Origin of the sequence: Bacillus cereus group sp. Sample62, assembly GCF_036851315.1 — a bacterium.
Taxonomy (GTDB): Bacteria; Bacillota; Bacilli; order Bacillales; family Bacillaceae_G; genus Bacillus_A; species Bacillus_A wiedmannii.
Genome location: NZ_JAFLPK010000001.1, coordinates 4,869,152 through 4,892,504, shown reverse-complemented (window position 1 = coordinate 4,892,504; position 23,353 = coordinate 4,869,152). Strand labels below are relative to the sequence as shown.

The following is a 23,353-nucleotide window of genomic DNA, read 5'->3' as shown; positions in this document are numbered from 1 at the left end:
TGATGAACATGAAATTTACAAAGATTCTTGTCCAAATTGCAGCTCTTTACGTTTTTTATATGGTTGGAAATTGGGTACAAGAAGTGTTAAATATTCCGATTCCAGGAAGTTTGATTGGAATGTTCCTCTTACTTGTTTTACTTAGCCTAAAAGTCCTTCCAGTGAAATGGTTCGATTTAGGAGCAGAAACACTCGTTGCTATTATGCCGTTTTTATTAATTCCGCCAACGCTTGGCCTAATGAATTACGGTGCTTTTTTTATGAGTAAAGGAATTTCTCTTTTCATTACAATTGTAGCGAGTACATTTTTAATTATTATTGTCGCAGGACATACAGGACAATATCTTGCGAATAGAAAGGAAAGAGAGTCGCGATGAGCCAAATATTAATCGGAATCGGTTGGGTTCTTTTTACGGTGCTATTATACCAATTATCTAAAAAAATCTATAAATTATTTCCAACACCATTCACCATTCCAATGCTTGTAGCAACAGGATTAATGGCTTTCTTATTTATCATGCTTGATATACCATATCAACATTATATGGAAAGCGGTGGTGGCTGGATTGCAAAACTGCTGGGACCCGGTGTTGTAGCATTTGCAATTCCTCTTTATAAGCAACGTCACGTTCTGCAAAAATATGTTGTACCGATTGCTGGTGGCGTATTAGTAGGGACAACAGTTGCAATCGCAAGTGATTTTGCCATCGCATCACTTATGGGAACAGATAAAAGCTTAATTTTATCTTCTTTACCAAAATCGGTGACAATGCCAGTTGCGATGAGTGTTTCAGAGCAAGTTGGTGGTGTACCGTCATTAACAGCAGCTTTCGTTGTTATCGCAGGGATTACGGGAACGATTACTGGCCCACTTTTATTAAAATGGAGCCGTGTTACAAACTCAGTTGGTAAAGGTATCGGATTTGGATGTGCTTCTCATATTATGGGTGTAATGAGAGCGATGAAAAATAATGAACATGAAGGTGTTATTGGATCGGTAACAATGACATTAACAGCAATTTTGACATGTTTGCTCGGGCCGTTATTTGCAATGATGTTTATGTAATAGAAGAAAAGCGAGAGCGACTCTATAGCTCTCGCTTTTCTATAGAATTTATGCTACAGTTAAAATAACTGAATCTTTGTAGGAGGTACGCCAAGTGCATACGTTATTATCCGTTTTACTTATTATTGTATCGATTTTAATGATTGTTATGGTACTTATGCAGTCTAGTAATAGCTCAGGCCTTTCAGGTGCAATTTCAGGCGGTGCAGAGCAATTATTTGGTAAGCAAAAAGCACGTGGAATTGAAGCAGTATTAAACCGTATTACGATTGTTTTAGCCGTTCTATTCTTCGTATTAACAATTGCTGTTACGTACTTAAATTTATAGAATTGAAAGAAGAAGCGTTAGTAAGTTGTACTAATGGTTCTTCTTTTTTATTTTGCTATTTGAAAGATGTTTCTAATTAGATTATAGAAATATAAATATGGTACACTAGATATAGAAAGAATACGACTAGATTACAGAAGAGAAAGAGGAGAAGTACATGATGAAATTAGCATCTCCGAAACCATTTACATTTGAGGGTGGAGACCGCGCTGTTTTATTACTACATGGTTTCACAGGAAACTCAGCTGATGTACGTATGTTAGGGCGTTTCTTAGAGAAGAAAGGCTACACTTGTCATGCGCCAATTTTTAAAGGGCACGGTGTACCACCAGAAGAGCTTGTTCATACAGGTCCTGAAGATTGGTGGCAAGACGTAATGGAAGCATATCAGCTTTTAAAAGATAAAGGCTTTGAGAAAATTGCTGTTGCTGGATTATCACTTGGCGGCGTATTTTCTTTAAAATTAGGTTATACAGTACCGGTTTTAGGTGTAGTACCAATGTGTGCACCAATGTATATTAAGAGTGAAGAAACGATGTACCAAGGTATATTGGCATATGCCCGCGAATATAAAAAACGTGAGCAAAAATCACCAGAGCAAATTGAACAAGAAATGTTGGAATTCCAAAAGACACCGATGAATACATTAAAAGCACTACAAGAGCTAATTGCTGACGTACGTAACAATGTGGATATGATTTATGCACCGACATTTGTTGTACAAGCACGTCATGATGAAATGATTAATACAGATAGTGCTAACATTATTTATAACGGTGTAGAATCTACGTTAAAAGACATTAAATGGTATGAAGACTCTACGCATGTCATTACACTTGATAAGCAACGTGACGAGCTACATGAGGATGTATATAACTTCTTGGAGCAACTAGATTGGTAAGATCTAGTTGCCTCTTTTTTTCATAAGGAATTTTTTGTGAAAACTGTAAAAATCATTAGGGGAGTATTAAAGTTTCGCTTTATACATCCCCAGTCTTTCGGATACACTAAATAATATAAGGGTTTAAAGGAGGTATTTCTGCTTGGAAGAAATCATACAAGAAAATATTGATAAGTTGTTATTATTTATGAGAGAAGAAGCGTATAAACCGTTAACAATACAAGAGTTAGAAGAGGCATTTGGAATTGAAGGATCTGAGGGCTTTAAAGATTTTGTAAAGGCACTTGTAATGATGGAAGAGAAGGGGCTTGTTATTCGCACACGTAGTAACCGTTACGGTCTTCCTGAAAAGATGAATTTAGTACGCGGTAAATTAATTGGACATGCACGTGGCTTTGCATTCGTTGTACCAGAAGAGAAGAAAACCGGAGACGATGATCTTTTCATCCCGCCTACAGAGTTAAACGGTGCACTTCATGGTGATACAGTATTAGCGCGTGTTAGCGCACAATCAAGTGGATCACGCCAAGAAGGTTCAATTGTACGTATTTTAGAGCGCGGCACGAAAGAACTAGTTGGTACATATACAGAATCGAAAAACTTTGGATTTGTTGTACCTGACAATAAGCGCTGGACGAGTGATATCTTTATCTTGAAAAGTGCATCAATGGGTGCTGTAGAAGGCCATAAAGTAGTTGTGAAAATTACGAGCTATCCAGAGAATCGTTTAAGTGCAGAAGGTGAAGTTATTCAAATTCTAGGTCATAAAAATGATCCAGGAGTAGATATTTTATCAGTTATCCATAAACATCATCTACCTTTAGCATTTCCTGAAGAAGTGATGGAGCACGCAAACAGTGTACCAGAAACGATTTCAGAAGCAGATTTAAAAGATCGCCGTGACCTGCGTGACCAAATGATCGTAACGATTGACGGTGCAGACGCGAAAGATTTAGATGACGCTGTTACAGTAACGAAGCTCGAGAATGGTAACTACAAGCTTGGCGTTCATATTGCGGATGTAAGTCATTACGTTCAAGAAGGTTCTCCAATTGATGTAGAAGCAGCGGAGAGAGCGACGAGTGTATATCTTGTTGACCGTGTAATTCCGATGATTCCGCATCGTCTATCTAACGGTATTTGTTCGTTAAACCCGAAAGTAGACCGTCTGACGTTATCTTGTGAAATGGAAATCAACAACTTAGGTGACGTTGTAAAGCACGAGATTTTCCAAAGTGTGATTAAAACGACAGAGCGTATGACGTATGCTGACGTAAGAAGCATTTTAGAAGATGAGGACGAAGAGTTAATCAAACGCTATGAGCCGCTCGTACCGATGTTTAAAGAGATGGGTCAATTGGCACAGATTTTACGTGAAAAACGTATGCGCCGTGGTGCAATTGACTTTGACTTTAAAGAAGCGAAAGTATTAGTAGACGAAGAAGGTAAACCGACAGATGTTGTCATGCGTGATCGTTCTGTATCAGAGAAGTTAATTGAAGAATTTATGCTTGTTGCGAACGAAACAGTAGCAGAGCATTTCCACTGGATGAACGTACCATTCATGTACCGTGTCCATGAAGATCCGAAAGAAGATAAGCTGGAGCGTTTCTTCGAGTTTGTAACGAACTTCGGATACGCTGTAAAAGGACGTGCGAACGAAATACATCCTCGTGCGTTACAACAAATTCTTGAAATGGTTCAAGGACAGCCGGAAGAAGTAGTTATTTCAACAGTAATGCTTCGTTCAATGAAGCAAGCGCGTTACGATGCGGATAGCTTAGGACATTTCGGTTTATCAACTGAGTTCTACACACATTTCACATCACCAATTCGTCGTTATCCAGATACAATCGTTCATAGATTAATTCGTGAATACATCATTAACGGTAAAGTCGACAACGAAACACAAGCAAAATGGCGTGAAAACTTACCTGAGATAGCAGAGCACTCTTCTAATATGGAACGTCGTGCTGTTGAAGCAGAACGTGAAACAGACGAAATGAAAAAAGCAGAGTATATGGTTGATAAGATTGGCGAAGAGTATGACGGTATGATTAGCTCTGTAACAAACTTCGGTTTATTCGTAGAGCTTCCAAATACGATTGAAGGTCTTGTACACGTTAGCTACTTAACGGATGATTACTACCGTTATGACGAGAAACATTTCGCAATGATCGGAGAACGTACAGGTAACGTATTCCGCATCGGGGACGAAATTACAATTCGTGTTATTAACGTAAACAAAGACGAGCGTGCAATCGACTTTGAAATCGTTGGCATGAAAGGTACGCCTCGTCGTAAGTTCAAAGATCGTCCAGTCGTTATCGAACAGCCAAGAACAGGCAGAAAGAAACGCGGTGGACGTAGCGAGCGTAGTAATGAGCGCGGTGGCGAACGCGGCACAGGAAGAAAGTTTGATCGTGGTGGCCAAGGAAAAGGAAAAGCATCAGCATCCACATCTGCCAGTCAGCCGGGTAAAAAAGATAGTAATAGTAATAGTAATAGTAATAGTAATAGTAATAGTAATAGTAATGGCAAGAAGAAAAAAGGATTCTTTGAAAATGTACCAGGATTCAAGAAGAAAAAGAAAAAGCGTAAGTAAGAGAAGAGAGGCTTCGCTTTGATGAAAAGCGGGGCTTTTTCTTTTTTATTGGTGGCTTGAGAGCGAGCCATTTTCGCTTTTTATGGAATCTAGCTACAGTGGCTAGAATGTTCGGCGGCTTCGCTTCCTCCCAAGAGGCAAAGAGCGCCTCAAGGTCAGAAGCTCCATCCACCTCACATTCTGAGCGAGCCACTTTCGCTTTTTAATGGAATCCAGCTACAGTGGCTAGAATCTATTGGCCATTTCACTCCCTCGGACGAAGCAAAAAGCGCTTCTCTGTCGGGAGTTCCAATGTCCAACGATTCTGAGCGAGCCACTTTCGCTTTTTTATAACATTTGTTACAATAGTAAAAATAGAGGAGGGACGTTATATGCCAAAGGGTACAGGTAAGGTTATTGCACAAAATAAAAAAGCATTTCATGATTATTTCATCGAAGAAACATACGAGGCAGGGCTTGTCCTTCAAGGAACGGAAATTAAGTCGATTCGCGCTGGACGCGTGAACTTGAAAGATGCGTTTGCACGTGTACATAATGGTGAAGTATGGGTACATAATATGCATATTAGTACATATGAGCAAGGGAATCGTTTCAACCATGATCCGCTTCGCACGAGAAAGTTACTTCTTCATAAAAAAGAAATTGAAAAGTTAACGGGTGCTTCAAAAGAAACAGGCTATGCATTAGTTCCAGTTAGAATTTATTTAAAAAATGGATTCGCGAAAATGGCACTTGGTTTAGCAAAAGGTAAAAAGCAATATGATAAGCGTAACGATTTAAAAGAAAAAGAAGCAAAACGTGAAATTGCACGCGCGTTCCGTGATCGTCAAAAGATGTAATACAGATATTTACATTTGTAAAACGGCGCGCGTATGATATAATAACTTATGTAAGATTGTTGCACATTGAAAAATAGCTCTTAGTAGTTATCACGATATTTCTTCGTATGCTCCATTTTTATCATGGGGACGTTACGGATTCGACAGGGATAGTTCGAGCTTAGGTTGCGAGTCGAGGGGATCGGCCTCGTTAAAACGTCAAAGCCTATAATTGGCAAACAAAACAATCTTTCTTTAGCTGCTTAATTGCACTAAAGGTTCCTCCCTCCATCGTCCATGTGGTAGGGTAAGGGACTCAAACTAAGTGGACTACGCCGGAGTTCGCCGTCTGAGGGCGAAGGAAGAGAACAATCAGACTAGCAACTTGGAAGCCTGTCGATAGGCCGAAGAGTTCGCGAAATGCTAATATATCGACTACACTCGTAGAAGCTTAAGTGCCGATATTTTTGGACGTGGGTTCGACTCCCACCGTCTCCACCAATACATAACTGTTTGGTGGTTTTTTATTTTGTTATAACAGGAAGCGTAACTTTGCATAAAATGCAGGTTTCTGCTTCCTTTTTTGTTATGTAAAGATATGCTCCTTGGAAGTAATTTTAATTAATAATTCATGTTGTTTTAGAATAAAGTTTGTTCAAATTAAGCAAATAACCTTGATAAACAAAAAGAAAAAGGCGTGTTTTGAAAAAAATTGGTCAAAACACGCCCTTAATATTTTCAATTAGTTTATTCTTTTATAAAAACTTGGATCATTTCCTATCTATGTTGCTCAAGAATCCTGCCCTATAGCTGAATAAGAAAGCCCCTTATTCAAATACAACCATTTCCCCGACATCCATAAATCCAAATCGCTTATAGATATTTTTTCCATCATCTGAAGCTTGTAATACAACTGGTTTTTGTTTATCCGTTGTTTGATTTAGAAGAAATTGAAACATTTCACTGCCAATTCCTTTACCTCTAAATGTTTCTTTTGTCATCACATCATAAATACCATAACTATCTTTGCTTTCAATTAATAAACCAGTAGTTACAGGTATTTCATCTATGCATCCAATAAACATTTGAACTTCTGAACCTAATTTTACTTGAGAAAACTTATTAAAATAACTTTCTAATGCGTCTTTTTCTGGTGTACCCTCAAATAAGCTCATGAATACGTCTATATATTTTAAAAGTTCTTCATTATTTTTTACATTAGTAATCATAAGTTGATCGGAAATTCTTTGACCAACATTAAGAGTATTTTCAAGCTTCATCATCACATTACGTTCCGCTTCTTCTAGGTCATATTCTTGCATAAGTTTTGTCCAATCCTCGGTTAAATACTGAGCATCAATCCAAATACTAAAGGGATATTTTTTATATGAAAAATTATCGATTCCATGTCTAATCTTACCTGTATTTTTGATATTTGGAGATTTCGGCAATACTACATTGAATGTATCAGTAGGAATGTCTGTATTTGCTATGATGAAATCTTCTTCTTTTGTAAGTTCTCCACTAACTGCATGAGTAAATACTTTTAATTTTTCTTCCAAATTGTTTATGACTAATTGTTGATTTGTAATCATTTTTTTGCACCTTTCAAATCAATTTAGCGCGCTGTTTTTTATTATAAGGTCAATTAAACACTAAATATACCGTGTTCACAGTATTTACATCCTCCCATAATATTCAGAAAATATTGAAGCGATTTGTCTTCTAGGTTTAAAGCAATAGAAAAAATAACGTATTTTGTTTTGTAGTTTTATAAAATGCTTAAGTTGATAGAGGTGGGGCGGTGCCTCTGAAACAGAAAATGAAGAAATAGTTATTGCTGATAAGCAGGTAGATACTATAGATACCCTTAATGATTAAATAATATGTATTTAAATCTTCATATCCTTTGAGTTTCTATTCATATCTATTGTAAGATTATATAGAGTTCTCCTAATAAGCTGTTATAATGGCTTTTTTTAAGGGTTTCATATTTATAAATCTTAAAATGTTTTTTTGAGATAATTTTTTATCTAACTAAGTTATATTGAAGTAGAGGTGAACCATAGGTGAGGCAGGTGTTAGTAATTAAGAATGAAAGGTCTTTAGCAAAGAAAATCGTAAGCGGTCTAACGCAAGAAGGCTCTTTCATTTTAAAACTTCACAATGAAAACCAAGGTTTAAATATAGTATATGAACAAGATTGGGATATTATCATATTGGATTGGGATTCATTAAGTATATCGGGGCCAGAAATTTGCAGACAAGTACGACTTGTTAAAAAGACACCGATTATTATTGTGACCGACAATATTTCTAGTAAGGATTGCATAGCAGGGTTACAAGCAGGAGCAGATGATTATATTAGAAAACCATTTGTGAAAGAAGAATTAGTAGCAAGAGTTCAAGCTATTTTAAGAAGAAGTGACTATAATCAGCAAAATGAGATAAACTTTTTTCAGTTTAAAGATCTCTTTGTTGATGCATCTAGCAATATTGTGAAAAAAGATGGTAAAAATCTCTCGCTTACGAAGCGTGAGTACGATTTACTTGTATTTTTAATCAAGAATAAAAATACAATATTGAGTCGTGAAATGCTTTTGAATCAGGTTTGGGGATATAACGTAGTAGTAAATCCAAATGTAGTAGACTTATATATTGGGTATGTAAGAAAAAAGTTAAAGTGTGAGAAGAAAGACAGATATATTCAAACGATACATGGCAGAGGCTATTCAATGGTTGATTGATAAAAATAAGATAATAAAGTAGTTTCTGTGAAATATTAAAAGAAGATTGCTATAAGGAAATGTGCATTTTTTGCAGTAGAAATCACGGTTTATAAGGTACTAATCTATCGGTTAGTACGTGCGGGGGATGGATCTGGTGGGGACCGTATCTAATTTATTTTTAATTTTATTAACTCACACCATTCACAAGATTTTCACAGAATTAATGACTATACTTATTTACAGGATGTTCAAATGAAAATGATTATCAATAGCAATTTAGATACATGAAAGTTACTATCTAATTCAATCTATGGACGTCATCATTTTCGAACTAAATTACATAATAAGGAGTATACGTATGAAAAAAACTATGCTTTTAAAATTAGTAAGTATTCTAGCAATTTTCACTTTAATGTTAGTGGCTTGCTCGGATTCAAGTAAAGAAACTTCGAAGGCTAATAATAAAGATAATGGTAGTGATAAGCCAAAAACGGTTGAAATCACTGATGCACATGGAAAGGTTACTGTTCCTGTAAATCCAAAGAATGTAGTTGCTTTAGACAATAGAACGTTTGAAACTTTAGCTGATTGGGGAATTAAATTAGCGGCTGCTCCAAAGGATATCATGCCTGCTGATTCAGCATATAAAAAGGATGAAAAAGTTCAAAATATTGGGAATCACCGTGAGCCAAATCTTGAAATTATTGCAGCTGCAAACCCTGACCTTGTAATCGTTGGTCAAAGGTTTGCTGATCATTACGAAGAGATCAAAAAATTAGTGCCAAAAGCAGCTGTTATTGATCTTAATTTTGATGTTTCTGAGAAATCTACTACGCCTGGGAAAAACTTAGTAAAAGGACTTAAAGATTCTACAATTACTTTAGGGAAAATCTTTGATAAAGATAAAGAAGCTAAAAAATTAGTGGCTGATTTTGATAAATCTATTGAAACTGCAAAATCTGCTTATAACGGAAAAGATAAAGTTATGAGTGTTATCGTTACTGGTGGGAATATTGGTTTTGCTGCGCCGCACTCTGGTCGTGTTTGGGGACCAATGTATGAAATTTTCGGTTGGACTCCAGCATTAGAAGTTTCGAATTCTACTGCAGGTCATAAAGGTGATGACGTTTCTGTTGAAGCTATCGCACAAACAAATCCTGATTGGCTTTTCGTATTAGATCGTGATGCTGCAACATCTGATGCAGCTAAGTCAGCTCCTGCTCAGGATGTTATTTCTAAATCACCAGCTCTTCAAAACACAACTGCTGTTTCTAAAAAACAAGTTATTTATGCACCAGCAGATACTTACACAAATGAATCAATTCAGACTTATGTAGAGTTATTTGGAAATATCGCAAAAACTTTAGCTAAGTAGTGTAAAGGGGTACGAAACAGTGTCAAAAAATATGATTTCTAGGGTTGAGAATATTTCTCAACCCCAGTTTTATAATCACAATAAAATATGGACAAAACCTTTTATAATAGCGATTATGATTGTTATAATTTTAGGGATTATATCACTGTTTACTGGAGTTTATGATATACGTGGACAAGAGGACGGAATGGAGATGTTTTTCATCACTCGTGTTCCGAGAACAGTTGCATTAATGCTTACTGGAGCTGCAATGGCGATGGCAGGGCTCGTAATGCAATTAATTACACAGAATCGTTTTGTTGAACCTACTACAACGGGGACTATTGAATGGTCAGGCTTAGGCCTGCTTTTTGTATATTTATTATTTCCTGCCCCGACTTTAGTTCAAAGAATGACTGGTGCAATCATTTTTTCTTTTATAGGAACTATGATTTTCTTTCTGTTTTTAAGAAGAGTTAAACTTCGTTCGTCTTTAATTGTCCCTATTATTGGATTGATGCTTGGAGCAGTTATTTCTGCAGTGTCTACTTTTTTGGGACTCCTTTTTCAAATGACGCAAAGTATTGAAACTTGGTTCGTAGGTTCATTTGCTAACATTCAGGTGGGAAGGTATGAATATTTATGGCTAATTGTTATCGTTACTTTGCTTATTTTTATGTATGCTAATAGATTGACTTTAGCGGGATTAGGAGAAGATGTCGCAACAAGCCTTGGAGTTAATTACAATAGAATTGTTCTTTTTGGGACTGGTCTTATCTCTGTTGCAGTTGGAATTGTTGCAGCTGTTATTGGACACTTACCTTTCTTAGGATTAATTGTGCCAAATATTGTTTCCATGTTTAGAGGTGATGATCTTAGAAGTAATTTACCTTGGGTTTGTGTGATTGGAATGGGGACAATAACTGCCTGTGACATCATTTCTCGAACAATTATAAAGCCTTTTGAAGTCCCTGTTTCTTTAATACTTGCAACAGTGGGAGCGGTCGTGTTTATTACTATTCTATTGAGAAGAAGAAAACCAAGGAGGCTGCGATGATCACATTAGATTATAGAAATAAAGAAAATGTCGAAGTCGATTCTAGCCTTCATAATGAAAGTAGATCAGCTAGTGCTTTTCGTTCTAAGAAGGAAGCAAGACGTTATTGGATTGTACTGACAACATTGATTGCTTTAGGTCTCCTTTCTTCATATGGACTTTTAGTTTATAACAATCCAGTTCCGATAGATTCACCTTCTTTTATCCCAGTTGTTAAGAGAAGGATAGTAGCTATTGTTGCGATGATTATTGCGGCAGTTTGCCATAGCTTGTCGACAGTTGCTTTCCAATCCATTACGAACAATAAAATTATTACTCCTTCGCTTTTAGGTTTCGAATCACTTTATTCAGCAATTCAAACGAGTACAATATTCTTCTTTGGTGCTAGTGCATTAATAAACTTTAATGGAATTGGATCATTTTTATTTCAAGTTGTTGTGATGGTCTTCATGAGTTTGATACTTTATGGATGGTTACTTTCCGGTAAATACGGGAATTTACAACTTATGCTTTTAGTTGGAATTATTATTGGTACCGGGCTAAATTCTGTGTCAACTTTTATGAGAAAACTACTTGCGCCTTCAGAATTTGATATTTTACAAGCGAGATTATTTGGTTCTGTTAATCATGCAGACCCTGCATATTTTCCTGTTGTAATTCCTATGATCATAATTGTAGCGCTATTAATTTTTGCTCATTCTAAGAAGTTGAATGTTTTGTCATTAGGGAAGGATGTTGCTACTTCTTTTGGGGTTAAATATCAACCTAGTGTAATTTATACGCTTGTGTTAGTAGCTATTTTAATGTCTATCTCAACCGCTCTAATTGGGCCACTTACGTTCTACGGCTTTTTAGTAGCAACTTTGAGTTATCAGGCGGCGTCAACTTATGATCATAGATATATTTTCCCAATGGCTTTTGCTATAGGATTTTTAATAATGACGAGTGCATACTTTTTAATGTATCATGTATTCCATGCTCAAGGTGTAGTTTCAGTTATTATTGAATTATTTGGTGGAATCATATTCTTAACTATAGTTTTAAGGAAGAGGGCTTTATGATAAAAATCGATAATGTTAAAAAGTTCTATACTGATAAGGTAAAAATAGGACCTTTGGATATTGAAATACCAAAAGCAGGCTTTACTTCTTTAATTGGACCAAATGGCGCTGGAAAGTCCACGACACTTTTGATGATTGGAAGACTTTTAGATATGGATGAAGGTCAAATTCAAGTAGCAAATATGGATGTTTCTGAATCCAAATCAAAAGACTTAGCAAAAATTTTGACTATATTGCGACAAGAAAATCATTTTGTAACGAGGCTTACTGTTAGACAATTAGTTGGATTTGGGCGCTTTCCTTATTCAAAGGGAAGATTAACTAAAGAAGATGAGGTTATTATTTCTAAATATATCGATTTCTTAGATTTAACTAGTTTAGAGAATAGATATTTAGATGAGCTTTCTGGTGGTCAAAGACAAAGGGCATATGTAGCGATGGTATTGTGCCAAGAGACTGAGTATGTACTTTTAGACGAACCTCTGAACAACCTGGATGTTGCTCGTTCTGTTCAAATGATGGAGCATTTGAGACGTGCAGCTAATGAGTTTGGAAGAACAATTTTGACTGTTATGCATGACATAAATTTTGCAGCTAAATACTCTGATAAAATTTGTGCTATGAAAGATGGACAAATTGCTGCTTTTGGAACAGTAGAAGAGGTTATGGACCCAAAAATTTTGACAGATATTTTTGAAACAAAAATAGAAATTATCAATGGTCCCTATGGGCCAATCGCTGTTTATTAGTTACAAAATGAGTATGCAAAAAAGCTGCTGTCTATATTTTATAGGCAGCAGCTTTTTTTATGCGATTGCCGATGATAGCTCTGTCCCACAAGTATTTCATTACTCCCGGTCCTGCGATGATTCCAACAATATACTTGTAAATTACTCATAAAATGCAAAGGAATGCTTCAATTTTTTAAGTATCTACCAAACGAAAAATTTATCTTTGTATAACTTTTTATGAGGATTCAGCTTGTTTTTTTTGTATGTAATATTGCATATAAGAGTGTATTGATAAAAGTGTAAGGGGTCACTATAATGAGGGCATAAAGATAAATCATATTTTCGTAGCAATAAAAAAGGAGGAAATAATATGGAAATCGCAATGGCAGTTTTAAAATTTGTAGGTGGCGTAATCCCGTTGATTCAAGAACTTTTAAAAGCATTTATGTAGGTTTATTAGTTAGCTATCATTTATCAATCATTATCATATCTTACTAAAAAAAGAACGGGGTGATTTTTCTGAATATTAAGAAAAACACTAAAAGAAGAAAGTTCCTTACATGTTTATTAGTTAGTCTATGCACTATTAATTATTCATCTATTTCCTTCGCAGAAACACAAGTAGGTAATGCAACTGATGTAACCAAAAATGCTAGTGGCATTGATACTGGTATAGCAAGCCTTAAATATAATAATCAAGAGGTTTTAGCTGTAAATGGTGATAAGGTAGAGAGTTTTGTTCCGAAAGAAAGTATCAATTCAAATGGTAAATTTGTAGTAGTGGAACGCGAGAAAAAATCACTTACAACTTCACCAGTCGATATTTCGATTATTGATTCTGTGGTGAATCGTACGTATCCAGGAGCGGTACAACTTGCAAATAAAGCTTTTGCAGACAATCAACCGAGTTTATTAGTGGCTAAGAGAAAGCCTTTGAATATTAGTATAGACTTACCTGGCATGAGAAAAGAAAATACAATTACTGTCCAAAATCCGACATATGGTAATGTGGCTGGAGCAGTAGATGATTTAGTATCTACTTGGAATGAAAAGTATTCTAAAACACATACGTTACCTGCAAGAATGCAGTATACAGAAGCTATGGTTTATAGTAAATCACAAATCGCAAGTGCCCTTAACGTTAACGCTAAATATCTCGATAACAGTCTAAACATCGATTTTAATGCGGTTGCAAATGGAGAGAAAAAAGTGATGGTAGCGGCATATAAGCAAATATTTTATACCGTAAGTGCTGAACTACCTAACAACCCGTCCGATCTTTTTGATAATAGTGTTACTTTTGGTGAGTTAACTCGTAAAGGTGTAAGTAATTCGGCTCCACCTGTTATGGTTTCAAATGTAGCTTATGGTAGAACTGTTTATGTAAAATTAGAAACAACATCTAAGAGTAAAGATGTACAAGCTGCTTTTAAAGCCTTACTTAAGAATAACAGCGTCGAAACGAGTGGACAGTATAAAGATATTTTTGAAGAAAGTACCTTTACTGCTGTAGTATTAGGCGGAGATGCGAAAGAGCATAACAAGGTTGTTACTAAAGATTTCAATGAAATCCGAAATATCATTAAAGATAATGCTGAATTAAGTCTTAAAAATCCAGCATATCCAATTTCATATACAAGCACTTTCTTAAAAGATAATGCAACTGCTGCTGTTCATAACAATACAGATTATATTGAGACGACAACTACAGAATATTCAAGTGCTAAAATGACACTTGATCATTACGGTGCTTACGTTGCTCAATTTGATGTATCTTGGGATGAATTCACATTTGATCAAAATGGGAAAGAGGTACTAACACATAAAACATGGGATGGTAGCGGCAGAGACAAAACAGCTCATTACTCTACAGTTATCCCTCTTCCACCAAATTCAAAAAATATAAAAATCGTAGCTAGAGAATGTACTGGTCTTGCATGGGAATGGTGGAGAACAATTATCAATGAACAAAATGTTCCATTAACAAATGAAATAAAAGTTTCAATTGGAGGAACAACATTATACCCAACGGCTAGTATTAGTCATTAGGTATTAGGTATAAAAAAGCGCCCTGTAATCAGGGCGCTTTTTTACTTAGTCACAAATTTTACTCTTTCTAAAACTGATTAATAATCTAATTCCTAATATAGTTAATCGGCGTTGATTTACTTCTTCACGTAAAATGGATTGAAATGAAATTCCTGCTAATATGAGGCTTGCTATAAGAAACGACTTCACTTTTCTTTGGAAGGGATAGTAAGTAACATTATTTACTAAATCTTATTTGTATAGAGATTATAAAGTCGTTTAATTTTTATCTTAAATAGTCAGAGCCTTGCTACAATTTATGTGTAGTAAGGCTTTTTAAGGGAATTATAAACAATTTTGTTTAAAAAAATCCTGTAGCTCAGTACAGGATTTTTAATTAAACTTTATTAAAAGCTAAATTGTGGTTTAACATCACCTTTATAAGGTTCATGTTCAACGAATATAGTGATGTCCTTACCGGCCTGGTCTTTACCAGTTCTTTTATACGTAAATTTCTTATTGTTCAGTTCAGTAAGTTCAAGAGCGGCACCATATTTATTATTTCCAATTGATACATGAGCTCTTATTTTATTTTCGTGTACAACATCGAAGTAACCGTAGTCACCGCGGCTTTGACCTGTTTCGCTATTGAAGAACTCGTATTTATTAGACTTGTCATCAAATTTTGCTAGACTTATAAAATTAGAATTAAACTGTGTTACATCATTACCAGCTTCATCTAATGCTTTTGTTCCGTGCCAAAGGGTACCGCCTAATATTTTATCTCCATCAACGGTTTTAATAATATCTCCTGTAGTAGTGTTCAGCTGCTTGTCCGGATCAGTGAAAGAAAGCTTTTTTTCTTTATATGGAACATGTTCAACGAAGACTTCTACATCTTTACCGTTAGCATCTTTCCCCATTCTTTTATAAGTAAATACATTTTTATTTAGCTTTGTCATGTCAACAACGGCTTGATATTTCATTGATTCGGAAATTAATATTCTCTTCTTCCCATCATTTGTGACAAAGAAAGTTCCTTTATCGCCACGACTTGCACCTGTCTTAGCATCAAAGAATTCATATCTGCCGGACTTCGCATCATATTTTGCAAGGCCAATGAAGTTTGCATTCTCTTTTGTTAAGTCATTTTTATCTTTGTCATACACTCTTGTACCTTGCCAATTTGTCTCGCTAAGAATGTTAGCCATTTTTTGGCCTTTCGTTAACTTATTTTCCTTTTTCGTTTCTTTAGCAGCTTGTTCTTGTTTCGGCTTACTATGATTTTCTTCAGCTTTCGTACCAACACATCCGGTTAGTGCTAGTGTGAATCCGAGCAGTATAGATGATAGTGCTTTCGTTTTTTTGTTCATGTTTTATCGTCTCCTCATTTTATAAATGTAAGTAGTACGGTTGTTGATTGTAGTAATAGTTACTACGTTTATTATGTTAATTCCCGAGTATAAACTCCCTCTAAATAAATCATTAAAAAAAGATAAACTAATTCCTAAAATTTGTTCATACTTAGAAAATGGTCTTTTACATACGATGAATGCTAATCTCTCATTTTGAAAATGCCGGAATCAAATGGGTGGATTAATATTATGATTACAGTACGCTTTTTGATGTGATGCTATACTGTATATAGGGTTCTATGAGTGTTTGTTGTGTCGGTTTTTGTCGGTAAGTCGATATTCTCTGTCGAATCGTCGATATATTTTGAGGAGGGCTAAAGATGATTGTGAAAGAACGACAAATGCCAATTTATTTACGGCAATTAGAAGCGTTATCCAGAAGATTACCTGCTCACCATCCGAAACGGGATATGATTGCAGAAAGTTTAGCGAAGCATAAAGCTGGTTACAAAGGTGAACAGGCTATTAACTATCCACTAAGTTTTTTGCCGGAAGAAAAATATAGTATTTTGCACGATATAAGGTTGTTTGATCAAAATCACCATTTTCAAATTGACGCGATTATCATTTCAGCATATTTTCTTCTTTTCCTCGAAATAAAAAATATAGCGGGTACGTTACTATTTGATTCAAAGTTTAATCAGCTTATTAGAATATCAGAGGGTAATTTAGAAGGGTTTCCAGATCCGATTTTACAAGTGAAAAGACAAGAGGAACAGCTTAGGAAGTGGTTAAGTTTAAATGGGTTTTCTCGGTTTCCAATTGAATCACTCGTTGTAATTAGTACCCCCCGAACTATTATTAAAGCTTCAGATGATAATCTCCCCAATAAAATTATCCACAGTGCAAATTTGCCTCATAAAATAAAATGGTTCGAGAGTAAATATAAGAAAAAAACTATAAAAAATGTAGACAAGCTTATTTGTCAAATAGTAACGAATCACACTCTATTACAGCAAAATATCCTTGGAAAATTTAAAATCAAAAAAGGAGAGTTGTTAAACGGCGTACAATGTGAGGTATGCTCTATAATACCAATGTTGAAAGTGAAAAAAGGATGGTATTGTCCGAATTGTAAAGCTATCTCTAAAGTGGCACATGAGGGTGCCCTACAAAATTATGTACTTCTTATTAGTAGGATTTGTACAAATATGCAGTTAAAAGAATTTCTTCACGTTCAATCGAGCGCAACAGTCAATAGACTCCTCCAAACGATGAGAATCCCATACACCGGCAACAACAAAGGACGAACCTATGATTTAACGCACTTCCAATCATAATTTTGCTATAATAAATAAGTACTTATACGAAGGGGAGCTAAAAGAGAAAATGAAGTTTAATATCGATCATTACATAGCTAGCATTTTGCAGTGGATATTGAATATAGCGTTAATTATATTGTCCATTGTATTATCTATCTTTTTAATTAACGAGACTATCACATTTATTCAATACATATTTTCAACAAAGGAATATACATCGTATAAATTGGTTGAAAGTATCATCGTCTATTTCTTATACTTCGAGTTCATCGCATTGATTATTAAGTATTTTAAGTCGAATTATCATTTCCCGTTACGTTATTTTATTTATATCGGAATTACAGCTTTAATTCGATTAATTATTGTATCTCATGAGGAACCGATGGAGACGTTATTATACGCAGGAGCAATTCTTGTTTTAGTCATTGCTTTATACATATCAAATATGAGAGATTTGAGAAAAGAGTAGTAGTGCAGGCATAAGTTTGCACTACTTTTTTATGTCTTGACCTTCAAGTTGCTTGAAAGTTTACAATGTAAATAGGGCGTTTAAAATTGAAAAAAATTGAGAAATTAAGTGAAGAGGTTTCTTTTACTTGGAGGTTATAGCAATGAGTCAGGAATTGAAGTTACGTCCTTTAGAACGGGAAGATTTAAAGTTTGTACACGAACTTAATAATAATGCCCATATTATGTCGTATTGGTTTGAAGAGCCGTATGAGGCATTTGTGGAGTTGCAGGATTTATACGATAAACATATACATGATCAAAGTGAACGCCGATTTATCGTTGAGAAAAATAATGAGATGGTTGGATTGGTCGAGTTAGTGGAAATCGATTATATTCACCGTAGAACAGAGTTTCAAATTATTATTGATCCAAATTATCAAGGATATGGTTATGCAGCAGAGGCGACGCGTTTAGCGATGGATTACGCTTTTTCTGTATTAAATATGCATAAAATATATTTAGTTGTCGATAAAGAGAATGAAAAAGCTGTACACGTTTATAAAAAGGTTGGATTTATGGTAGAAGGAGAACTTCTCGACGAGTTTTTCGTTGATGGCAACTACCATAATGCGATAAGAATGTGCATGTTCCAGAAGGAATATTTTAGAACGAAATAATGGAGTAAAAAAGCTATAGACAATGATTGTCTATAGCTTTTTTATTGTGTTTTACAATAATATTTTATCGTAAAACAATAAGTAATTGTTGACTTAGAATGTTTAGTGGACTTATTATGATGGTAGTTATAATAGTAAAAAGGAATGCAGATAAATTAATTGTGAAATCAAAGGAGAATATATTATGAGAAAATATTTATTAGCAATTGTATTGATATCATTAGGAGCTACTTGTTTATTCATACACGGTGCAACTAGTAAAATGGATGGAACTGGTTTGCTTATAGAACCTTACTTTTTCCTAGTACCAATAAGTTATTTACTGTTCTTTAGTGGTATTGGTATTTCATTATTTGGATTTATTACTTCGAGGTTAAAAAAACAGTAATAGATCAAAGTGGTTAAATTTTCAATCTTACAGTGTCAGCCGGGTAATAGTTTAGAGTATAAAAAGGAGAGATTATGATGAAAAAATACTTATTAGCTTCTAGTCCAATATTTTTAGGAGTGTTATGCATCATTATGTTTAATGCAGTTGGTTCTGAAGTAAAACCAGACGGAACTTTAGTGGAGCCATTTTACTTAATTCCGTTAGCATATTTATTTACTTTCACTGGAATTGTTGCAATTTTGTGTGTGGCTCTTTTATCGGTGCTTCGAAAAAAGACAGCGTAATAAAACACTTGCCATGAAATAGAAACATACGATAGGGAAGAAAAATAAAAAGTGAGCTGAATCATGGTGAATCATTATTGTTATCCTGAAAGGCAGATCGGATCGGCTATTACTTTGGCAGGAGCACAGGGGACAATTCATGCTGTGAATCAAGCGATGCAAATGCAGCAGCAAGCATATTTTGCACAAATGATGCAAGGGCAGTATATGTCGTACTCACAGCCTCCGATGCAAATTGTACATTACGATGTGCATCCAGCGGGTTTATTTTCCATTCCATATGGCGGGACATACTTCTTATGAAAGAAAGCGACTGATAAGAGTCGCTTTCTTTTTTTATATTCCGCCTAGCTTCATTCCAAGGAATGCAAAAAGGATACCGATTATATAAGTAGCACTTAAATATAGAAATAGTATGCCAAAGTTTTTACGATTGAAGAGCTGAATGGACTCTAGCTTAAATGTTGAAAACGTCGTGAAGGCACCCATAAATCCAGTGCCTAATAATAATTGCCAACCTGTAGTGACGCCGTTGCCAATTATATATCCAAGTAAAAACGCGCCTGTTATATTAATGAGAAATGTAGCAATTGGAAAGGAAGTTTTATTCCTTTTTTTAAACCAATTGCTAATTGCAAATCGTGTAATAGCACCGAAGAAACCTCCAGTTGCCACTAATAAAGCTTCCATCATAAGTGATCACCTTCCGTAAGCTGTTTCTTAATTAAGAAATCACCTAGTGTATAGCCAAGACCCGACATAATAAGGCCACCAAGTATACTGCATGATACATATAAGAAAGCCGTACCCCATTCAGAATGATGGATTAATTGCACAGTTTCTACACTGAATGTTGAAAACGTCGTAAAGGAACCGATGAATCCAGTCCCAATGCCTGTGATAATTTCTGAAGGCAAGATGTTTCTCCGAGCGATATACGTAGTTAGCCACGCTAATAAGAAGCAGCCGGCTAAGTTAATAAGTAACGTAGCTAATGGAAATGAATGATGCCATGAAGTATGAATAGTAAGACCTAAATAATAACGAGAGAGGGCTCCTAATATACCGGCTATGCCAACGATAATATAAATCAATTTCTTCACCTCTTTAAATAGCTTGCTCAAAAAAATAGACTCCTACCAGTAGTTATACTGGTAGGAGTCATTAGCTAAGCAGCAGTTATGGCGAACTCCATCGCCTATGATTATTACATATAGTGTACTAAAAATTGCGTATAATTTCCAGTGAAGAAGTGGAGCTGTTGTGTATGTATGTGATGGTTTAAGATAGAGAATTCATGCTTATAAACTAAATATAGTGATATAAGGTTTTCAATATGATAAAATGTTTCGTATGTCTGTCATTCGCTTCAGTTAACTGAAAATAAAGAAAAGTAAAATTGATAGTTTTAGAAAAGGAGTCGTTCGTTTGAAAAAATTATTAAAAATAGTACTTATATGTATTTTAATAGGGGTGGGAGTTGTAGGTGGTTTTTTAGCGTATATGACACTTACAAAAGAACAGCCGGCTGATGTTATAAGCTTGAAGGTGGAAAACAATAAGGAGCGCGTAATTGCGCAGGGAAATGAATTTAAAGTTACAACGTTTAATATTGGATATGCTGGACTAGATAAGGATCAAGACTTCTTTATGGATGGGGGAAAAGGGTCTGGTTCAAGTAGTAAAGAACAAACGGAAACGAATTTAAAGAAAATGCTTTCGTTTTTACAAAATGAGAATAGTGATTTTGCGTTATTGCAAGAAGTTGATATAAAATCAATGCGATCTTTTGATGTAAATGGGCATGAATTTTTGAAAAAGGGATTACCTGATTATGCTTTGTCGTTCGGAAAGAACTATGATACAAAATGGGTCCCTGTACCAATCACAAGTCCAATGGGATATGCGGAGGCTGGATTAAGTACATTTTCTAAATATACAGTTCAAACAGCGAAGAGATTCCAGCTTCCTGGAATGGAGCCTTGGCCGAAGCGTTTATTTGATTTAGATCGAGCGATTGTTGAACATACAATCCCTGTTAATAATGGAAAGCATGTTAGACTTGTAAACTTACATTTGTCTGCGTACGATGAAGGCGGGAAAATTAGAAAACAGCAAGTAGAGTATTTAAAAGACTATATGAACAAGCATTATAAAAATGGTGATTACGTAATAATGGGTGGAGATTGGAATCAATTAGTTTCTGATGTTCAATTAAGTGATCCGAAGTTTGTGAAAGAGCGTCCTGAGTGGTTAGTAGAGTTACCAAAGGACTTTACTGATGGTGGCTTTAAGTGGGCTGTAGATCCGTCTGTTATGACTGTGAGAGATGATGTGAAGAAATATGTGGAGGGTGAAAACTTCGTCACGATTATTGATGGTTTTATCGTTTCACCGAATGTGGAAATTGTAAATGTACAAGGGAAAGATTTAAAGTTTGAAAATAGCGATCATAACCCAGTAAGTGCGGTATTTAAGTTGAAGTAATTGATATGTATAAGTAGAAGGTGGGGCTTCATATATGGAGTGGTTAAAGAGAACTTGTTTTTCTAACCTTGAGAAAGAATCACAGAAAAATCATTTATTGCTGTTTATTACGATTTGTAGTTTCTTTCTTGGAATAATCGCGATTGGGTATTACGGATATATTTTTACAGAGAGAGCAATAGCGTTTTGGGTTTGTGGTATTTCAGTTGTTGTATTTGGAACGATTCTTACTTTTATAGAAAGCATGGAAGCGATGTATAAATATATCATGACATTTATGTTGCTTATTATGTCTTTCATTATGGTACAAGCTTTTAATGAAAGTCCGGCTGTATTTCAAATGGTCTACTTTACGCTAGCAGTTTCACTTATTTATTTAAGTGAACGTCTCGTTATCATTCTTGGTGGAGTGGCGGTTGTTATCACATTTATTCTTTGTAGTTATTGGCCGGAGCAATTTTTTGCTTATACAGCGGCATCTGAAGCTGCAAACTTCGCAAGCTTGTTAGCGATTGTAACGATTGCAATGTGGGGCGTAACGAAGATTGGCTCTAATCTGTTAGCTCGTTTAAGTGATGAGAAGCAAGAAGTAATGAGGAAAGCTCAGGAGCTAGAAGAAACGCAAAGACTTATTGAAGAAACGGTTGGGAAACTAGATAGTAATTTTAATCACTTAAGACAAAATATAAATACATCGATGGAGTCGATGAGTGAAATTAATTTTGCTTTTGAAGAGGTGGCAGTTGGCACTCAATCACAATCAGAGATGATGTCACGTTCAGTAGAAGTATTGAACGATATGGAAGGGAATATTGAACAAATTATATCTCAAGTAAGAAATGCATCGATTCGTGTTGATGAAAGTTTAGAGATTTCAAAGGGTAGTGTACATACTTTACGAAATTTTGAAGCGAATATGAGAAGTTTAAATGATGTTGTTTCACAATCAGGAATTATATTTAGAGATTTAATGATGCAGTCGAAGCAAATTAACGAAATTGTAGATGTAATAACGAATATTTCAAGTCAGACGAGTTTGCTAGCTTTAAATGCAAATATAGAAGCTGCAAGAGCAGGAGAGCATGGAAAAGGATTTGCTATTGTAGCGAATGAAGTGTTAAAGCTTGCCGAAGAATCGAATCGTTCTGCGGGGAGAATTCAAGGTATTTTGAAGGAGTTTAGTAATCAAGCAAGTAAAGTGGAAGTGCAGGTAGAGAAATCAGAAAAAGTACAAGAAGAATGTAATGAAATGCTAGCAAGTGTTTTAACAAATGTAACGGATTTAGGGAAGTTTATTGATGCAATTAATGATGTAATGAGAGAGATTGTTGGTCATCAAGAAAACTTGCAGGTTAAAACGACGAATATCGTAAAGGATGTTACACATGCTTCTAATGTAATTCAGCAAACTTCTGCGGCTACGGAAGAAGTGTTAGCAAGTGTGGAAGAAGAAAAACATCGAAATGATATATCGGTGAAGACGTTGCATACTGTTAGCGAGCAAGTGAAGTTGCTAGAAGATATTTTAGAAAAGTAATATCTCCTAAAAAGGGCACACCATGTGTGCTCTTTTTTCATTTAAATGAATACTTGATAGTAATTTAATTGCTTTTCTGCGCGTTTTCTGCCAAGCTTAAGGAGATAAACTGAGACTTTAGTTAGTGGGGCTATACGCTACTGATTATTAGTTGAACCCCGCAAATAGCGGA

General features: G+C 35.3%; 24 protein-coding genes, 1 other RNA gene, 1 pseudogene and 1 riboswitch. Of the genes and pseudogenes, 21 read left to right on the top strand and 5 right to left on the bottom strand.

Going from position 1 to position 23,353, the window contains the following annotated elements:
- Nucleotides 1–8: 8 nt before the first annotated feature.
- The 7 genes from J0835_RS25180 to ssrA all read left to right on the top strand — a co-directional run bounded on the left by J0835_RS25180 (nucleotide 9) and on the right by ssrA (nucleotide 6,219).
- Nucleotides 9–377, top strand: coding sequence for a CidA/LrgA family holin-like protein (locus J0835_RS25180; protein ID WP_000673212.1), 369 nt, complete (start codon nucleotides 9–11; stop codon nucleotides 375–377).
- Nucleotides 374–1,066 carry an LrgB family protein gene (locus tag J0835_RS25175; protein WP_000078299.1) on the top strand — a complete coding sequence of 231 codons (693 nt, stop codon included), beginning with the start codon at nucleotides 374–376 and terminating at the stop codon, nucleotides 1,064–1,066. Before J0835_RS25180 ends, J0835_RS25175 begins: the two co-directional genes overlap by 4 nt.
- 94 nt (nucleotides 1,067–1,160) lie before the next feature.
- Nucleotides 1,161–1,394: a preprotein translocase subunit SecG gene (gene secG, locus J0835_RS25170; RefSeq protein ID WP_000557263.1), complete on the top strand. Its 234-nt coding sequence runs from the start codon at nucleotides 1,161–1,163 to the stop codon at nucleotides 1,392–1,394.
- A 160-nt stretch (nucleotides 1,395–1,554) separates the two neighbouring features.
- Nucleotides 1,555–2,295, top strand: a complete 741-nt coding sequence (gene estA, locus J0835_RS25165) for a carboxylesterase (protein WP_000761971.1) — start codon at nucleotides 1,555–1,557, stop codon at nucleotides 2,293–2,295.
- 142 nt (nucleotides 2,296–2,437) lie between these two features.
- On the top strand, nucleotides 2,438–4,900 hold the full coding sequence (gene rnr / locus J0835_RS25160; protein WP_087983047.1) for a ribonuclease R: 2,463 nt from the start codon (nucleotides 2,438–2,440) through the stop codon (nucleotides 4,898–4,900).
- A gap of 371 nt (nucleotides 4,901–5,271) precedes the next feature.
- Nucleotides 5,272–5,739 (top strand): SsrA-binding protein, encoded by a 468-nt coding sequence (gene smpB, locus J0835_RS25155; RefSeq protein ID WP_001123922.1) that lies wholly within the window; start codon nucleotides 5,272–5,274, stop codon nucleotides 5,737–5,739.
- A 125-nt stretch (nucleotides 5,740–5,864) separates the two neighbouring features.
- Nucleotides 5,865–6,219, top strand: a transfer-messenger RNA (tmRNA) gene (gene ssrA / locus J0835_RS25150).
- 326 nt (nucleotides 6,220–6,545) lie between these two features.
- Here the strand turns inward: ssrA and J0835_RS25145 are convergent.
- On the bottom strand, nucleotides 6,546–7,313 hold the full coding sequence (locus J0835_RS25145; protein WP_087983045.1) for a GNAT family N-acetyltransferase: 768 nt from the start codon (nucleotides 7,311–7,313) through the stop codon (nucleotides 6,546–6,548).
- 474 nt (nucleotides 7,314–7,787) lie between these two features.
- On the opposite strand from J0835_RS25145, the gene J0835_RS25140 reads away from it, so the two are divergent.
- From J0835_RS25140 to alo, 6 genes are all read left to right on the top strand, one after another.
- On the top strand, nucleotides 7,788–8,465 hold the full coding sequence (locus J0835_RS25140) for a response regulator transcription factor (protein WP_087983043.1): 678 nt from the start codon (nucleotides 7,788–7,790) through the stop codon (nucleotides 8,463–8,465).
- 340 nt (nucleotides 8,466–8,805) lie between these two features.
- A complete protein-coding gene (locus tag J0835_RS25135; RefSeq protein WP_087983041.1) occupies nucleotides 8,806–9,822 on the top strand; it encodes a siderophore ABC transporter substrate-binding protein in 1,017 nt (338 codons plus the stop codon).
- Nucleotides 9,823–9,841: 19 nt separating this feature from the next.
- Complete coding sequence (locus J0835_RS25130; RefSeq protein ID WP_087983039.1) at nucleotides 9,842–10,858, top strand: ABC transporter permease; 1,017 nt, start codon at nucleotides 9,842–9,844, stop codon at nucleotides 10,856–10,858.
- Nucleotides 10,855–11,919, top strand: a complete 1,065-nt coding sequence (locus J0835_RS25125) for an iron chelate uptake ABC transporter family permease subunit (RefSeq protein WP_000631136.1) — start codon at nucleotides 10,855–10,857, stop codon at nucleotides 11,917–11,919. The genes J0835_RS25130 and J0835_RS25125 overlap by 4 nt, the downstream gene beginning before the upstream one ends.
- Nucleotides 11,916–12,668, top strand: a complete 753-nt coding sequence (locus tag J0835_RS25120; RefSeq protein WP_087983037.1) for an iron ABC transporter ATP-binding protein — start codon at nucleotides 11,916–11,918, stop codon at nucleotides 12,666–12,668. Before J0835_RS25125 ends, J0835_RS25120 begins: the two co-directional genes overlap by 4 nt.
- A 492-nt stretch (nucleotides 12,669–13,160) precedes the next feature.
- Nucleotides 13,161–14,699 carry an anthrolysin O/cereolysin O family cholesterol-dependent cytolysin Alo gene (gene alo / locus J0835_RS25115; RefSeq protein WP_087983035.1) on the top strand — a complete coding sequence of 513 codons (1,539 nt, stop codon included), beginning with the start codon at nucleotides 13,161–13,163 and terminating at the stop codon, nucleotides 14,697–14,699.
- Between the two features lie 72 nt (nucleotides 14,700–14,771).
- Here the strand turns inward: alo and J0835_RS25110 are convergent.
- Both J0835_RS25110 and J0835_RS25105 read right to left on the bottom strand, forming a co-directional pair.
- Nucleotides 14,772–14,897: pseudogene (locus J0835_RS25110) on the bottom strand (purine/pyrimidine permease); the annotation flags it as partial.
- A 188-nt stretch (nucleotides 14,898–15,085) separates the two neighbouring features.
- Nucleotides 15,086–16,051: a DUF4822 domain-containing protein gene (locus tag J0835_RS25105; protein ID WP_087983033.1), complete on the bottom strand. Its 966-nt coding sequence runs from the start codon at nucleotides 16,049–16,051 to the stop codon at nucleotides 15,086–15,088.
- A 362-nt stretch (nucleotides 16,052–16,413) separates the two neighbouring features.
- On the opposite strand from J0835_RS25105, the gene J0835_RS25100 reads away from it, so the two are divergent.
- From J0835_RS25100 to J0835_RS25075, 6 genes are all read left to right on the top strand, one after another.
- The gene (locus J0835_RS25100) at nucleotides 16,414–17,373 is read left to right on the top strand and encodes a nuclease-related domain-containing protein (RefSeq protein ID WP_087983031.1); all 960 of its coding nucleotides are present in this window, start codon (nucleotides 16,414–16,416) and stop codon (nucleotides 17,371–17,373) included.
- 49 nt (nucleotides 17,374–17,422) lie between these two features.
- Nucleotides 17,423–17,824 carry a phosphate-starvation-inducible protein PsiE gene (psiE, locus tag J0835_RS25095; RefSeq protein ID WP_087983029.1) on the top strand — a complete coding sequence of 134 codons (402 nt, stop codon included), beginning with the start codon at nucleotides 17,423–17,425 and terminating at the stop codon, nucleotides 17,822–17,824.
- 142 nt (nucleotides 17,825–17,966) lie between these two features.
- Nucleotides 17,967–18,482, top strand: a complete 516-nt coding sequence (gene speG / locus J0835_RS25090; RefSeq protein WP_087983027.1) for a spermidine N1-acetyltransferase — start codon at nucleotides 17,967–17,969, stop codon at nucleotides 18,480–18,482.
- Nucleotides 18,483–18,663: 181 nt separating this feature from the next.
- A complete protein-coding gene (locus J0835_RS25085; RefSeq protein WP_087983025.1) occupies nucleotides 18,664–18,870 on the top strand; it encodes a DUF3955 domain-containing protein in 207 nt (68 codons plus the stop codon).
- 74 nt (nucleotides 18,871–18,944) lie between these two features.
- Nucleotides 18,945–19,157 (top strand): DUF3955 domain-containing protein, encoded by a 213-nt coding sequence (locus tag J0835_RS25080; RefSeq protein ID WP_087983023.1) that lies wholly within the window; start codon nucleotides 18,945–18,947, stop codon nucleotides 19,155–19,157.
- Between the two features lie 63 nt (nucleotides 19,158–19,220).
- Nucleotides 19,221–19,460, top strand: a complete 240-nt coding sequence (locus J0835_RS25075) for a DUF3947 family protein (RefSeq protein WP_087983021.1) — start codon at nucleotides 19,221–19,223, stop codon at nucleotides 19,458–19,460.
- 33 nt (nucleotides 19,461–19,493) lie between these two features.
- Here the strand turns inward: J0835_RS25075 and crcB (J0835_RS25070) are convergent, their stop codons facing one another.
- The gene (crcB, locus tag J0835_RS25070; RefSeq protein WP_087983007.1) at nucleotides 19,494–19,850 is read right to left on the bottom strand and encodes a fluoride efflux transporter CrcB; all 357 of its coding nucleotides are present in this window, start codon (nucleotides 19,848–19,850) and stop codon (nucleotides 19,494–19,496) included.
- On the bottom strand, nucleotides 19,847–20,251 hold the full coding sequence (gene crcB / locus J0835_RS25065; RefSeq protein ID WP_176373395.1) for a fluoride efflux transporter CrcB: 405 nt from the start codon (nucleotides 20,249–20,251) through the stop codon (nucleotides 19,847–19,849). Before crcB (J0835_RS25065) ends, crcB (J0835_RS25070) begins: the two co-directional genes overlap by 4 nt.
- A 54-nt stretch (nucleotides 20,252–20,305) precedes the next feature.
- A riboswitch (Fluoride riboswitch) is annotated at nucleotides 20,306–20,365 on the bottom strand.
- A gap of 220 nt (nucleotides 20,366–20,585) precedes the next feature.
- Here crcB (J0835_RS25065) and J0835_RS25060 point away from each other — a divergent pair.
- Together J0835_RS25060 and J0835_RS25055 are read left to right on the top strand one after the other, a co-directional pair.
- Nucleotides 20,586–21,644 carry an endonuclease/exonuclease/phosphatase family protein gene (locus J0835_RS25060; protein ID WP_087983005.1) on the top strand — a complete coding sequence of 353 codons (1,059 nt, stop codon included), beginning with the start codon at nucleotides 20,586–20,588 and terminating at the stop codon, nucleotides 21,642–21,644.
- Between the two features lie 34 nt (nucleotides 21,645–21,678).
- Nucleotides 21,679–23,181, top strand: coding sequence for a DUF4077 domain-containing protein (locus J0835_RS25055; RefSeq protein WP_087983003.1), 1,503 nt, complete (start codon nucleotides 21,679–21,681; stop codon nucleotides 23,179–23,181).
- Nucleotides 23,182–23,353 lie beyond the last annotated feature (172 nt).

What these genes read in the sequence shown, in the direction of transcription:
- estA (WP_000761971.1), top strand. Translation starts at nt 1,555, where the DNA reads ATGAAATTAGCATCTCCGAAACCATTTACATTTGAGGGTGGAGACCGC.
- J0835_RS25100 (WP_087983031.1), top strand. Translation starts at nt 16,414, where the DNA reads ATGATTGTGAAAGAACGACAAATGCCAATTTATTTACGGCAATTAGAA.
- J0835_RS25135 (WP_087983041.1), top strand. Translation starts at nt 8,806, where the DNA reads ATGAAAAAAACTATGCTTTTAAAATTAGTAAGTATTCTAGCAATTTTC.
- smpB (WP_001123922.1), top strand. Translation starts at nt 5,272, where the DNA reads ATGCCAAAGGGTACAGGTAAGGTTATTGCACAAAATAAAAAAGCATTT.
- J0835_RS25145 (WP_087983045.1), bottom strand. Translation starts at nt 7,313, where the DNA reads ATGATTACAAATCAACAATTAGTCATAAACAATTTGGAAGAAAAATTA.
- speG (WP_087983027.1), top strand. Translation starts at nt 17,967, where the DNA reads ATGAGTCAGGAATTGAAGTTACGTCCTTTAGAACGGGAAGATTTAAAG.
- J0835_RS25055 (WP_087983003.1), top strand. Translation starts at nt 21,679, where the DNA reads ATGGAGTGGTTAAAGAGAACTTGTTTTTCTAACCTTGAGAAAGAATCA.
- J0835_RS25180 (WP_000673212.1), top strand. Translation starts at nt 9, where the DNA reads ATGAAATTTACAAAGATTCTTGTCCAAATTGCAGCTCTTTACGTTTTT.
- J0835_RS25075 (WP_087983021.1), top strand. Translation starts at nt 19,221, where the DNA reads ATGGTGAATCATTATTGTTATCCTGAAAGGCAGATCGGATCGGCTATT.
- J0835_RS25080 (WP_087983023.1), top strand. Translation starts at nt 18,945, where the DNA reads ATGATGAAAAAATACTTATTAGCTTCTAGTCCAATATTTTTAGGAGTG.
- crcB (WP_087983007.1), bottom strand. Translation starts at nt 19,850, where the DNA reads ATGATGGAAGCTTTATTAGTGGCAACTGGAGGTTTCTTCGGTGCTATT.
- J0835_RS25105 (WP_087983033.1), bottom strand. Translation starts at nt 16,051, where the DNA reads ATGAACAAAAAAACGAAAGCACTATCATCTATACTGCTCGGATTCACA.
- J0835_RS25175 (WP_000078299.1), top strand. Translation starts at nt 374, where the DNA reads ATGAGCCAAATATTAATCGGAATCGGTTGGGTTCTTTTTACGGTGCTA.
- psiE (WP_087983029.1), top strand. Translation starts at nt 17,423, where the DNA reads ATGAAGTTTAATATCGATCATTACATAGCTAGCATTTTGCAGTGGATA.
- J0835_RS25125 (WP_000631136.1), top strand. Translation starts at nt 10,855, where the DNA reads ATGATCACATTAGATTATAGAAATAAAGAAAATGTCGAAGTCGATTCT.
- J0835_RS25120 (WP_087983037.1), top strand. Translation starts at nt 11,916, where the DNA reads ATGATAAAAATCGATAATGTTAAAAAGTTCTATACTGATAAGGTAAAA.